We start from the raw sequence: 12,688 nt of genomic DNA on the forward strand, positions 1-12,688 counted from the left end.
GTGCCAGGGTAGGAGTATCATCCTGAAACGCTTAAATGAGTGTCAATCAGGGCTGTCAGAAACGATGGTTGTTGTGGGTTTCCCATTCGCTTAATTCTTTCTCAGCCTGGTCTTTTCCATAACCGTAACGCTCCTGAATTTTACCAACCAGCTGATCGCGTTTGCCTTCAACAATAGTCATATCATCGTCGGTCAGCTTGCCCCATTTCTCTTTCACTTTACCTTTCAACTGTTTCCAGTTACCGCCGGCTTCGTCTTTATTCATCTTGTCTCTCCTCGACCTTAGGTGTTGTCCGCTTAAGTGATATCGTTTTAGCAATAATGCAAAAGCAAGATAATTCGCTTTAAATGCCTAACGTACAGATAATTGTAGTAGAAGATGAGAAATTTTCCGCCCAACCCGAGTGGATTACTCTTATTCCGCCATCAATCCTGTGGCAAAAATGAAAAAAGACAGGCAGATCAGCCGCTAACGAAACGGCAACAACATGTAAAAAAATGTGTCAGGGAAGCCACGTACCGTTTTGCCAGTGTCGTCGCCAGATCCCCCACAGCACCACTCCTCGCAGAACAAGAAAAACGGTTAACGCCAGCCATAAGCCGTGATTACCTAGCAACGGCACGCTGGTCAGCGCCAACCCGTAACCCAATGCGGCAACCGCCATTCCATTACGCATTTCGCTGGCGCGCGTGGCGCCGATAAACATCCCGTCCAGCAGATAGCACCACACGCCGCATACGGGCAGGATGATTTGCCAGATAAGGTAGTTATCTGCCTGCTGCTGTAGTTCAGGAATCGATGTAAGCAGCGCGACGATATTTGTTCCGACAACGGCATAGAAAAGTGAGAAAGCCAGCGCAACCATGCCCGCCTGGCGGCAGGCCGAACGCCATACCAACAGCAGTTGTCTGCCGTCGCGGGCGCCTACGGCTTCGCCGGAGCAGGCTTCTACGGCATAGGCAAATCCGTCAAGCGCGTAGGCGGTAAAGGTCAGGAACATCAGCAATACCGCATTAACCGCCACCACTTCGCCCCCCAGGCGGGCGCCGATAATGGTCAGCGACATAAAGCAGAGTTGCAGCAGCAGCGAGCGCAGCATGATATCGCGGTTCAGGCGCAGCAGTCGGCCAACATTGCCTCGCCAGGCCGTTTTTAGCAACGACAGCGTAATGCCGCGCAGTTTCAACACCTTCACAACCATTAACAGGCCGATGGCCAGCGTGCAGTATTCTGCGATAACCGTCGCTGTCGCGGCGCCCTGTACGCCCATTTTGAGACCAGGCACCAGCCAGAGGTCGAGGACGATATTCACCAGGTTACCTGTAATGAGCAAAATTATCGGTGCACGCGCATACTGCACGCCCAGCAGCCATCCCAGCAAAACTAAATTTGCCAGCGTCGCCGGGGCACTCAGCCAGCGGATGTTCATAAAGAGTGCAGCCTGATGCAGAACGTCGCGGTCACCGCCGACCAGTTTTAATGCCAGGTGGGTGAGAGGAGATTTGAATAAGATGAAGGCAAAACCTGCCACAAAGGCTATCAGCAGCGGTTGCATCAGCGCGCGTGCCAGCGCGGTTTTATCGCCGGAACCCAATGCCTGAGCGGTCAATCCTGTTGTGCTCATGCGCAAAAAAAGCAGCAGCATGAACAGAAAACTGGTTGCCGTGGTGCCTATTGCCACGCCGCCAAGGTAGGTAGGGCTGTCAAGATGGCCGATAACGGCAGTATCCACCAGTCCAAGAAGAGGAACGGTGATGTTCGAGAGGATCATCGGCAGCGCCAGCCGCCAGAGGTGTTTATCAGAGGAGGTGAAGAATCGCATCGGCTTCCACTACGCGACAGACGATAAAACTGCTCGCTGGCCGGGGCAAGTCAGCGAGCAGGCGAGGCGCACGCGCTATTCATCATAACGCGTTAATGAAGTCGGTCAGAGCCAGTTGCCGTTACGAATAACACCGACGGCAAGCCCTTCAATAGAGAGCGTCTGCTGGCGTAGATCGACCACGATAGGCTCAAACTCATTGTTTTCTGGCAGAAGATGAACAATGTTGCCCTGTTTTTTCAGGCGCTTAACGGTGACTTCATCGTCAATGCGCGCCACGACCACCTGGCCGTTACGCACATCCTGCGTTTTATGCACCGCCAGCAGGTCGCCATCCATAATGCCGATGTCTTTCATCGACATACCGGCAACGCGTAGCAAAAAGTCGGCGCCCGGTTTGAACAGATCGGGATCAACCTGGTAGCGCCCTTCAATGTGCTCCTGCGCCAGCAGTGGCTCACCGGCGGCCACGCGACCGATGAGCGGCAACCCTTCTTCTTCTTCCATCATCAGACGGATACCGCGCGATGCGCCAGAAATGATTTCAATCACGCCTTTACGCGCCAGCGCCTTCAGGTGCTCTTCCGCCGCGTTAGGAGAACGAAAACCCAGCCGGGCTGCGATTTCTGCCCGCGTTGGCGGCATGCCGGTCTGATTAATGTGGTCGCGAATCAGGTCGTAGACCTGCTGCTGCCTTGCCGTTAGTGCTTTCATTCCGCCCCCTGGTTGTTTATACAGTCGACTGTGAGTATATACAGGTATTTGCTGATTGAAAACCCAAAATATGGGAAATAACAGCGCGTTGTCAAAATCTGGAAAGATTATCGCATTTGCGGTATTAACAGCATTGCCCACACGAAGAGCGCAAACAGAATGGTTAATAGCACCGCCGCTGAGCCCATATCCTTTGCGCGGCCCGACAGCGGATGAAATTCACTGCCAATGCGGTCGACGACGGCTTCAATCGCGCTATTGAGGATTTCCACTATGATGACCAGCACCACGGAACCAATCAGCAACACGCGCGTAATAGCATCCACATCCAGCCAGCAGGCAATGGCGATAGCCACAACGGCGGCAATCGCCTCCTGACGGAATGCCGCTTCATGACGCCAGGCGGCGCTCAGCCCCTTCCAGGAGTAGCCGGCCGCTTTAATGATCCGGGTCAAGCCGGTGACGTTATTTGCCATGTTCAGGGAACCCTTTGAGATATTTAACGTCAATGTCCCGGTGGCGCACAAATTGCAACACCACAGATTTCACTGGCGCTTTCTGGTATGCTTGCGGCGCTTTGCTAACAAGAGGCTTCATGTTGTCTATGTCAGGTTGGCGTAAATTATATTATAACCTATTGAATTTACCTGTAAAAATACTGGTAAAGAGTAAGGCGATACCCGCCGAGCCGATTACGGAACTGGGGCTGGATACGTCGCGCCCTATTATGTATGTGCTGCCGTACGATTCAAAGGCTGATTTGCTGGCGCTGCGCGAACAGTGCCGTAAAGAAGATCTTCCCGATCCGTTAGAACCGCTGGAAATTGACGGCGCCGTACTGCCCCGCCATGTGTTTATTCACGATGGCCCGCGCGTTTTTCCTTACTTCGTCCCCAATCTTGAATCCGTAAAACTTTTCCATGAGTATCTGGATTTGCACCGCAGCAACCCGCTACTGGATGTGCAGATGGTGCCGGTCTCGGTCATGTTTGGCCGTGCGCCGGGCCGTGAAGTTCAGGGTGATGAGCAGCCGCATCTGCGGGTGCTGAACGGCATTCAAAAATTCTTTGCCGTCCTGTGGCTGGGCCGCGACAGCTTTGTGCGTTTTTCGCCGATCCTGTCGCTGCGCCGCATGGCGACCGAGCACGGCACCGATAAAAGCATTGCGCAAAAGCTGGCGCGCGTGGCGCGCATGCATTTCGCCCGCCAGCGCCTGGCGGCCATTGGCCCCCGACTGCCGGTCAGGCAGGATCTGTTCAGCAAGCTGCTCCAGTCAAAGGCCATTGCCAAGGCCGTTGAGGACGAAGCGCGCAGTAAAAAAATCTCTCATGAGAAAGCGCAACAGAATGCGATTGAGCTGATGGAAGAGGTGGCGGCGGACTTCTCTTACGAAGCCATTCGCCTGACCGATCGCATCATGGGCTGGACGTGGAGCAAGCTTTATCAGGGCATTAACGTCAACGGCGGCGAACGCGTTCGTCAACTGGCGCAGGATGGTCATGAGATCGTCTATGTGCCCTGCCATCGCAGCCACATGGATTATCTGCTGCTTTCTTACGTGCTTTACCATCAGGGGCTGGTGCCACCGCATATCGCCGCAGGCATCAACCTGAATTTCTGGCCCGCCGGTCCTGTTTTCCGCCGCCTTGGCGCATTTTTTATTCGCCGAACCTTTAAGGGTAATAAGCTCTATTCCACGGTTTTTCGCGAATATCTCGGCGAACTGTTCAGCCGTGGTTATTCGGTAGAGTATTTCGTTGAAGGCGGTCGCTCACGTACCGGTCGTTTGCTGGATCCAAAAACCGGCACGCTGTCGATGACCATCCAGGCGATGCTGCGCGGCGGCAACCGCCCGATTACGCTGGTGCCGATTTATATCGGCTATGAGCACGTAATGGAAGTCGGTACTTACGCCAAGGAACTGCGTGGCGCAACCAAAGAAAAAGAAGGACTGATGCAGATGGTGCGCGGACTCAGTAAGCTGCGCAATCTCGGCCAGGGCTACGTGAACTTTGGCGAACCGCTTCCGCTGGTGAACTATCTGAATAAGCACGTGCCCGAATGGCGCGACGCTATCGATCCTATTGAGTCCCAGCGTCCCGCCTGGCTCACCCCGGCGGTGAATGATATCGCTGCACGCGTGATGGTGAGGATCAACAACGCAGGCGCGGCTAACGCCATGAACCTCTGCGTCACCGCCCTGCTGGCTTCCCGTCAGCGCTCGCTCACCCGCGAGCAGTTGACCGAGCAGTTGGACTGTTACATGCAACTTCTGCGTAACGTGCCCTACTCATCCGACGCCACCGTGCCGGATATGACGCCGGAAGCCCTGCTCAGTCACGCCCTGAGCATGAATAAGTTTGAGATTGAGCAGGACAACATCGGCGAGATCATCATTCTGCCGCGCGAGCAGGCGGTACTGATGACCTACTACCGCAACAACATTCATCACATGCTGGTAATGCCTTCGCTCATCGCCGTTATTTTGATGCAGCATCGCGAGCTGAGTCGGGCAGAACTGCTGCGTCAGTTAAGCGTTATCTATCCGATGCTGAAAAGTGAACTGTTCCTGCGATGGAATAAAGAGGATCTGCCTGGGGTGGTCGACGCGCTGGTCAGCGAAATGGCGCGTCAGGGCCTGCTCACCGCCGACGAGCACGCGCTGCGCCTCAGTCCTGTTCGCTTCCGCACGCTGCAACTGCTGGCGGCGGGCGTCCGTGAAACGCTCCAGCGCTATGCGATTACGTTCTCAATCCTTAGCGCCAACCCGGCCATCAACCGCGGGACGCTGGAGAAAGAGAGCCGCACCATGGCGCAGCGCCTGTCGGTTCTGCACGGCATCAACGCGCCGGAATTCTTCGATAAAGCGGTATTCTCAACGCTGGTGCTGACGCTGCGCGATGAAGGCTACATCAGTGATACCGGCGATGCGCGCGTTGAGCAGACGCAGCGGGTTTATCAGATGCTGGCGGATTTGATTACTCAGGAGGTCAGGATGACCATTGAAAGCGCCTCGGCGCACGAGTAACGCGCTAAAAAAGGGGGACAAACGTTCCCCTTTTTTTGAATGAATCTTACCACCACCCCGCCAGCGGCGCCGTGCTCAGCGCAACGCCAACAAACAGAATCAATCCTACGTAATTGTTATTCAAAAAAGCCCGGAAGCAGGCATCGCGGTCGCGTGTGGCGATGATCTTTTGCTGTCGGATAAACAGCAGCCCCGCCAGTAATACCGCAACGTAATATATTCCGCCCAGCGCCAGCCGCCAGCCGATCAGCGTCATCAGGAGTAGCGTAGAGAGCTGCAACAGGCCGACGATGAGTTTCTCAAAGCGCCCAAAAAGAACAGCGGTGGATTTCACGCCGATTTTCAGGTCGTCATCGCGATCCACCATCGCATACAGCGTATCGTAAGCAACCGTCCAGCAGATGTTGGCAAAGAATAGCAGCCAGCAGGTAAGCGGCACCGTTTCGCTTACCGCCGCCCAGCCCATTGGGATCGCCCAGCCAAACGCTGCGCCCAGCACTACCTGCGGCAGATGCGTATAGCGCTTCATAAACGGGTAAACCCACGCCAGGGCCAGCCCGGCAAACGAGAGCCAGATGGTCATTGCGTTCATGGTCAGCACCAGACAGAACGATGCCAGCACCAGGCCGGCAAACAGCAGCCGGGCCTCTCGGGCCGTGACCGCACCGCCGGGCAGTGGCCGGGTGCGGGTACGTTTAACGTGACCGTCTATTTTGCGATCGGCATAGTCATTCACCACGCAGCCTGCGGCGCGCATAAAAAATACGCCCAGCACAAAAACGATCAGCACCTTCAACGGAGGAACCTGCATCCCAGACAGCCACAGTGCCCAGAGCGTCGGCCACAGCAACAGCAGCGAACCGATGGGTTTATCAATACGCATCAGGCGGCTGTAGGATCTTAATTTACTTTCCGGCAGGCTTCTTTCCATGGCACCAGGTTTCCTTCATTGATTGCGCATCGCCTGATAGAGCGGTGCAGGCGGTAAAAACAGTTCGGTAAGGAGCAGCGGTTTATCAGAAAGGCGCAATCGCGAGCGCCGCCCCCATAATCCTTCCACCTGTCCCGGTTCAATAAAATCGCGCGTCAGGGTGGAAGAGGAGAACAGGTAACGGCCAAGCGGCCGCGTTCCCAACTGCTGAAGCATCTGCTCCGGGCCCATTAAGGTGGATTCCGGCACCAGCGTGCGGCCAGCCAGCCAGGGCACGCCATCGCCGCACAGCAGGATTTCGCGCAGCCAGTATTTTGTTGACAGCGGCAGCAGTGTCGCCTCCTCGCCAGCCTCATCAGCACTGATAAAACCTTCATGCTGGATCTCAACGGTAACCTGACCGCAGTGGCGCTCAAAACGTCGGGTCATGGAGTCCTCCTCCATCAGCCAGTCGAGCAGCGGCGCGGTAAGCAGCGGGGAAGAGTCAGTCAGCCATGTCATGGCGCGCAGTTGCAGCAGCGCGTTATCAGCCATACGGCGTCTCCGGGAGAAATCAGGGTGCCATAGTGTAGCGCAGTCACGCGCCGGGTACACAGCGCCCGACGCGCAATTTTTTGATTTTTGGCTGTGTGCTACTCGCGCTTCAGCCGGTTACTGTTGGCGAGCCAGAGGGTAATGACGAGGATCAGGATCGCAATGGAATAGGCCAGCGTATCGAACGGATTTTTATGGTCGACAATGATCAGACGGATAATCGCCGTGATGCCGATATAGACAAAATAGCGCAGCGGGAAGTGATAGCCAGACTGAAAATACTTCACGATCAGCGCGATAAATTCAAAGTAGAGGAAATAGATGACAATGCCGTCTATCAACAGGTAGGACGACTTTTGTTCGCCCGTATTAAGCAACACGTTAGCAAGGTGAAACGTCTCCTTGCCCAGAAAAATAACCAGTATACCCGCCAGCACAATCAGCCCAATATTCAGCACCGTTTGTAACACCCACGCAATGCGTGTTGCAGTGATCATCGAAAACATCCTTAAAAATCGCACAGGTAGTCGCCAGAGTTGGCGCCGATCATGGCGTAGTTTCAGAGAGCTGGCAAGGCTCTCTGAAGGCCGCATCAGCGCTTTTTATCGTTCGCAGCGCCAGGGGCAGACCTGATGGCGTCGGCAATAATGTTAAAAAGACGATCCGCCCGCGGCGCAAAAGATGGCTGGTCGTTAAGCCAGCCGAGCGCAGCGATCAGCGCCATCAGATCCGCGCCATCGATATCTTTCCGCGCGCTACCTGCCGCCTGAGCGCGGCCTAACAGGCGTGCGCCGGATGATTTCACCTGCGTGCAGGACGCATGCAACGCAGAATTTTCGTCAGCCATTGCCACAGCCATCAGATCGACAATACCGCTGTATTTCTGCGTGAACGCGACCGCCGCGCGCGACCAGTTAAGCAGGGCTTCATCCGCTGCGTCTGAGGCTTCAAGCGTCTTTGCATGCTGCGTCAGCTCGTCCAGACTTGAACGGAGCAACGCCTCCAGCAACGCCTCCCGCGAGGGAAAGTGGCGATAGAGCGTGCCCATTCCCACATCGGCTTTACGCGCAATATCACGCAGAGACGCCTCCACGCCCTGCACGGATACCACCTCACCGGCGATGGTCAGAAGATGGTTGTAATTCTTTTTTGCGTCGGCTCGCATAGGCCTCCTTGACAAACGGAACAGTGCTCCATATATTTATCCGGAGCGGTGCTCCGTTCATTATGGCGCATCTTTCCGGCACGATCCAGCAATCGGTGCAAGCCGCACCGTTTATCTGACCGGCTTTTACGCGCTTTTCCGCGCAGCGAGGCCATCCACGAGATTGACAGGAGTAATGATGGGAAAGCTTGACGGTAAAATCGCAGTGATCACGGGCGGCACCAGCGGCATGGCGCTGGCGACCGCGCAATTATTTGTTGCGGAAGGCGCTTACGTTTTCATTTCCGGGCGACGGCAGGAGACGCTTGATAAGGCAGTAAAACTGATTGGCCGCAACGTTACCGGCGTGCAGGGCGACGCGGCCAGCCTGGACGATCTGGATCGTCTGTTCGATACGGTCAGGCGCGAAAAAGGCAAAATCGACGTGCTGTTCGCCAGCGCCGGGTCGGGTGAGTCGGCCAACATAGGCGACGTGACCGAAAAACATTTTGATACGGTGTTTGGTCTTAACACCCGCGGAACGCTGTTCACGGTGCAGAAAGCGCTGCCGTTATTTAACGATGGCGGATCGATTATCATGAACGGCTCAATGGCGGCGGTGAAAGGTTTTCCCGGATTCGGCGTCTACTCCGCGAGCAAGGCAGCGCTTCGCTCGTTTGCACGGACGTGGCTGAACGAACTTAAGGATCGCAGGATACGGGTAAACGTGTTGCATCCCGGACAGATCCGCACGCCAATTCAGGAACAGCTGTTTGATGCGGAAACCATAAAGCAGTTTGAATCGCTGATCCCGCGCGGAGAGATGGGCACGTCTGAAGAGATCGCCACGGCCGCCCTGTTCCTCGCCTCAGATGACTCGACCTACGTGAACGGCATCGAACTGTTTGTCGATGGCGGTACGTCGGCTATCTGAAGGAACAGAAACAACAACGCCATCCGCTCAGCGAGCAGGATGGCGTTCATCATTGATACCGGGCGATCTGCCCTGTACGGTTGTTATCAGCGGTAGTTGATATCCCTGTCGCTGGTCATGTCGTAGAGCTGATATTTACGGCCCAGCATCTGACCGCCGTCACGCGTCAGCGGCGTCCAGTTGACCTGCGCACGACCCCGCGTTGGCGAAGCGGTAAACAGATCCATAGGAATAGAGACGTAGAAGCCTTTGGTGAAGTCGCCTTCGCCGTACTCTTCTGCGGACACGTCGGTCTTAGTGGCGTAAGCGCCCACTATCACACCGCTGTCGAAACGACGGGAGATGTCCACCGTTGCCCCTTTGTCTTCTGCCAGATACTGCCCCACGCTGGCTTTCACCAGAACGCCGTTCATAAACCACGGATGCCAGTAGGCGGTCAGGTTGCCCACCTTCGCATCGTAGTTGTCAAACTGCATCATGTTGTCCCAGTCGCGACGCTTAACGTAGTTAGCATCCACGCCAACGGCCCAGTCAGCATCCAGCGGACGATAAAGCACTTCACCGCCCACGCCGCCGTACATGGTTTCCAGATAGCCGCCGTAGACCTGACCATAGAAGCCGTTACCCAGCGCATGCATGTAGTTGGCTTGCAGGTTGTTAACGTAAACGTTGTTATCCACGTAGTCGCGAATGTGCGTACGCACGCGCGGCAGCGAGGAGTCAGTCGGTGCGCCGTTGTAGTTAAACTTATCGTAGTTGTTGGCGATGTTGGCAAACACGCTGCCATCTAACAACAGATGGTCGGTAAGCCAGTAGTTGGCGTTCGCCATCACGCCCACCTGATAAAGGTAGAAGCTTTCCGGGCCGCCGACCGACTGGTTAAGCACCGGCGACAGGCTGGCGTTGAAGCGATCCGGCGCGATATGGAAACCCTGTTCGGTACGGCCCGGATCGCGCGGTTCAACCCGCTGCTGATCGAGCGACTTCTCTTTGCCCAGCGGATAGCCTTCCAACTGCTGGCGCAGGCTGTCGACATGCGTCACGGTGGTGACCTGCGGCATATTGTTGCGGGTTTCGGTTACGCTGAGCGTATCAATATCCGCTGGAAGATTGTTCATCATGATCACGTTCGCGCGATCGACGCCTTCCTGCGTATTACGATATTTGCTCTGCTGCCCGGTAGCGTAAAGCGTATTGCCTTTCACCTGAAGGTTCGGGCCGCTCAGGCCGGCATTGTATTTCAGGTCGGTAAGCTGGTTCGCCACCACGGTCGGCTCAAGGAAGCGATCCTGCGGCTGCGGTTTGTAAGCGGGCTTTGGCGAATCAATGGCGGCAGAGCGCAACTCGTTAAAGTTGGTGCGCAGGGTAAAACCGGCCATAAAGGTGTTGCCGCGCTCGTAGCTGACATTCACGTCCGCCCAGTCGGTCAGGCGATAGATCGCGCCGACGTTAACCTTACTGCGCTGCTCCAGGCGGCCAGCAAAGTCGCCCTGATAATCGTTGCCTTCATACTCCGCTTTCAGACGCAGCGGCTGCCACGGCGTCTGGTACTCCACACCGCCAAAGAGAGAGGCCGGTCCTTTAAACAGGTCGTCGCCGTTGACAGAACCCGCCTCGCCGTTGCCGTTGGAACGATTACAGTAGCTGCTGTCCGCCTGGCAGAAGGGGTTTTTTACGTTGCCGCTGTTGCCCAGATAGCCAAAGCCCATACCCAGCGTGAAGTCAAATGGCCCCCATGCTTTGGTGGCCGCGATGAATTCGCTGTCGAACAGGCCGGTGCCGCCGAGGTCGCGCGCGCCAACCGACACTTCCGGCAGCCAGAACCCTTCCTGCCAGAGGCGAAGCTTCAGATCGAACGCTTTGTCTTTATAGGTCTGGTTGCCGCTGAAGCTTGAATCGGCGCTGTAGCGACGGGTTTTCACGTCGGTGTAACGGATAGTCGCTTCCAGCCAGGGGAAAAGCTGTACCGAAGAGGAGTAGAAACGGTACTGATCGTTATAGCGATAGTTGAGGCTGAACTCGCCGTCCTTCGCCATACGCGCGGTCGGCACCTGAAGCAGGCCGACGCCGCCCATATCCGATTGTGACGGCGCGACCAGATCGTTGTCCGACGCGCTGGCCTGACATGCGCAGGCGACAGAGAGAGCCAGCAGGCTGAAAAGATATGTTTTTTTCATCACTCAGGGATCCGGTGCGTCAGAACAGAGACAATCTGCTGGTTAAGATCGGCATACTCGCCGGGAAGCGACCATGAAGAGAAGCCAAGGTAAATAATGCTGCCCGCTTCAGGCTCAACATGACGGCGGTTCCAGTACGCGATGGGCACCTCGCTGACCTTGCCGTCAGGGGCGATCAGCACCGCATTGTTGCGCTCCGCGCCTGCCAGACGTTCGCGATCGTTCACATAATCCCGCACGCTGCGCCCCGGCTGCCAGGACGTTTTGCCGCTGTCAGTGAGCAGACCGGCCATCGTCAGCGTGGTGGGTTTGGTTAACGTATAGAGGCCGTACTCACCCTCCAGCCGACGATTCGCCTGCGGCTGTATGCGTACCCGATCCGGATCGAGATCCGCTGTTTGTCGGCCGGTCACTTTTACCGCTGCGACCTGCTGATAAATGTTATCGACCCGTGCGGCTTTTTCACCGTCGTTATCTGCCCGCAGCGCGGCGCTCCAGCCTTTCAGGCGCGCCAGCAGTTGCTGTTGCTGCTGCACCGCCACGGCGGTGGCCTGCCTTTCGGCGATCACCGTGCCGGGCCACCAGGTTTTGCCCGCCAGTGCCGGATTCGTCACCAGCTGCGCCAGGTTTTGCGCGTTGCTGACCACCACCGTCTGTCCGGGAAGATAGACCGTGACCTGGCTTTGCGCATGCGCGCTCAGTGAGGCGCAAAGCGGGATCCCTGCGAGAAGAAGCGTTATTTTTTTCATGATTTCGCGGGCTTCAGAATAGTGGTTTCAATAGTGAAGGCGTTGCCGCCAGGGCGCTGTATTGACTGGCGAATCTGACCGTTGGTGGTATCCACCCAGAAGGTGTTGGTCCATGACTTACCGTCGGCGGTCAGCTCAACCTCTTCCTGCCACACGCGGCAGGCCACGCGTTTTCCGGCCAGCGTCAATACCTCGTCGTCCGTGCGTGTGAAGTGAGAAACCGCCGCAGCCGCGTGGAACTGGCCCTGTTCTGTCCAGCTAATCAGGCGTGTCCAGCTGGCGCCCTCGGTAAGATGCAACGGATTGCCGAGCGGGTCCTGCTGGAGATTGCTCACGTCAGTCAGGTTGGTTGCCAGCCCCAGGGTTTTAACCAGTCGGCCATGCTGCGTGACCACCATCGCTTTATCGCGCGTGATCCATTTTTGCTGACCGTTTTCATCAAAGCCCAGCACGACAAAAATCCGCTGGCCGTCGTTCAGGCGCAGATACATGCTGGCATAGGGAAGGTTTTCTACCTGCTCGTCAGAAACCTGAACATCATCCGGCCCCAGCAGGGCAAGCTTAACCGTCTCTCCCAGACCTTTTTGTGTTTGAGTACAGCCCTGGAGGAGCAGGCAAATCAACAGCAGTGACAAATTGCGCAAGGGTGTGTGT

General features: G+C 56.2%; 13 protein-coding genes. 2 read left to right on the forward strand and 11 right to left on the reverse strand.

The window, feature by feature from the left end; genetic code table 11:
* Positions 1-55: 55 nt before the first annotated feature.
* From GS12_RS08895 to GS12_RS08910, 4 genes are all read right to left on the reverse strand, one after another.
* The gene (locus GS12_RS08895) at positions 56-265 is read right to left on the reverse strand and encodes a CsbD family protein (RefSeq protein ID WP_034911449.1); all 210 of its coding nucleotides are present in this window, start codon (positions 263-265) and stop codon (positions 56-58) included.
* A 238-nt stretch (positions 266-503) separates the two neighbouring features.
* Positions 504-1,823 (reverse strand): MATE family efflux transporter DinF, encoded by a 1,320-nt coding sequence (gene dinF / locus GS12_RS08900; RefSeq protein ID WP_034946051.1) that lies wholly within the window; start codon positions 1,821-1,823, stop codon positions 504-506.
* Between the two features lie 105 nt (positions 1,824-1,928).
* Complete coding sequence (lexA, locus tag GS12_RS08905; protein ID WP_034946054.1) at positions 1,929-2,537, reverse strand: transcriptional repressor LexA; 609 nt, start codon at positions 2,535-2,537, stop codon at positions 1,929-1,931.
* Positions 2,538-2,644: 107 nt separating this feature from the next.
* Positions 2,645-3,013, reverse strand: coding sequence for a diacylglycerol kinase (locus GS12_RS08910; protein WP_034946056.1), 369 nt, complete (start codon positions 3,011-3,013; stop codon positions 2,645-2,647).
* Between the two features lie 128 nt (positions 3,014-3,141).
* Here GS12_RS08910 and plsB point away from each other — a divergent pair, with 128 nt between their 5' ends.
* Complete coding sequence (gene plsB, locus GS12_RS08915; protein WP_034911440.1) at positions 3,142-5,565, forward strand: glycerol-3-phosphate 1-O-acyltransferase PlsB; 2,424 nt, start codon at positions 3,142-3,144, stop codon at positions 5,563-5,565.
* A 46-nt stretch (positions 5,566-5,611) separates the two neighbouring features.
* Here plsB and ubiA read toward each other — a convergent pair whose 3' ends face one another.
* The 4 genes from ubiA to GS12_RS08935 form a co-directional block, all read right to left on the reverse strand.
* Positions 5,612-6,496 carry a 4-hydroxybenzoate octaprenyltransferase gene (gene ubiA, locus GS12_RS08920; protein WP_034946059.1) on the reverse strand — a complete coding sequence of 295 codons (885 nt, stop codon included), beginning with the start codon at positions 6,494-6,496 and terminating at the stop codon, positions 5,612-5,614.
* A gap of 15 nt (positions 6,497-6,511) precedes the next feature.
* Positions 6,512-7,030, reverse strand: a complete 519-nt coding sequence (gene ubiC, locus GS12_RS08925) for a chorismate lyase (protein ID WP_034911437.1) — start codon at positions 7,028-7,030, stop codon at positions 6,512-6,514.
* Between the two features lie 98 nt (positions 7,031-7,128).
* Positions 7,129-7,527, reverse strand: coding sequence for a phosphate-starvation-inducible protein PsiE (gene psiE, locus GS12_RS08930; protein WP_034911435.1), 399 nt, complete (start codon positions 7,525-7,527; stop codon positions 7,129-7,131).
* A gap of 95 nt (positions 7,528-7,622) precedes the next feature.
* Positions 7,623-8,195 carry a TetR/AcrR family transcriptional regulator gene (locus GS12_RS08935; RefSeq protein ID WP_034946061.1) on the reverse strand — a complete coding sequence of 191 codons (573 nt, stop codon included), beginning with the start codon at positions 8,193-8,195 and terminating at the stop codon, positions 7,623-7,625.
* A gap of 175 nt (positions 8,196-8,370) precedes the next feature.
* On the opposite strand from GS12_RS08935, the gene GS12_RS08940 reads away from it, so the two are divergent.
* Positions 8,371-9,108, forward strand: coding sequence for an SDR family NAD(P)-dependent oxidoreductase (locus GS12_RS08940; protein ID WP_200884509.1), 738 nt, complete (start codon positions 8,371-8,373; stop codon positions 9,106-9,108).
* An 86-nt stretch (positions 9,109-9,194) separates the two neighbouring features.
* On the opposite strand, the gene GS12_RS08945 is transcribed toward GS12_RS08940, so the two are convergent.
* Genes GS12_RS08945 through GS12_RS08955 form a run of 3 tightly spaced genes read right to left on the reverse strand, consistent with a single transcriptional unit; the run spans position 9,195 to position 12,678 of the window.
* Positions 9,195-11,285 (reverse strand): YjbH domain-containing protein, encoded by a 2,091-nt coding sequence (locus GS12_RS08945; RefSeq protein ID WP_034946064.1) that lies wholly within the window; start codon positions 11,283-11,285, stop codon positions 9,195-9,197.
* Positions 11,285-12,034, reverse strand: coding sequence for a capsule biosynthesis GfcC family protein (locus GS12_RS08950; protein ID WP_034946067.1), 750 nt, complete (start codon positions 12,032-12,034; stop codon positions 11,285-11,287). Before GS12_RS08950 ends, GS12_RS08945 begins: the two co-directional genes overlap by 1 nt.
* Positions 12,031-12,678 (reverse strand): YjbF family lipoprotein, encoded by a 648-nt coding sequence (locus GS12_RS08955; RefSeq protein WP_034946070.1) that lies wholly within the window; start codon positions 12,676-12,678, stop codon positions 12,031-12,033. The genes GS12_RS08950 and GS12_RS08955 overlap by 4 nt, the downstream gene beginning before the upstream one ends.
* Between the last annotated feature and the right edge of the window lie 10 nt (positions 12,679-12,688).

The organism is Erwinia oleae (assembly GCF_000770305.1).
In the GTDB taxonomy this organism is placed as follows: domain Bacteria; phylum Pseudomonadota; class Gammaproteobacteria; order Enterobacterales; family Enterobacteriaceae; genus Erwinia; species Erwinia oleae.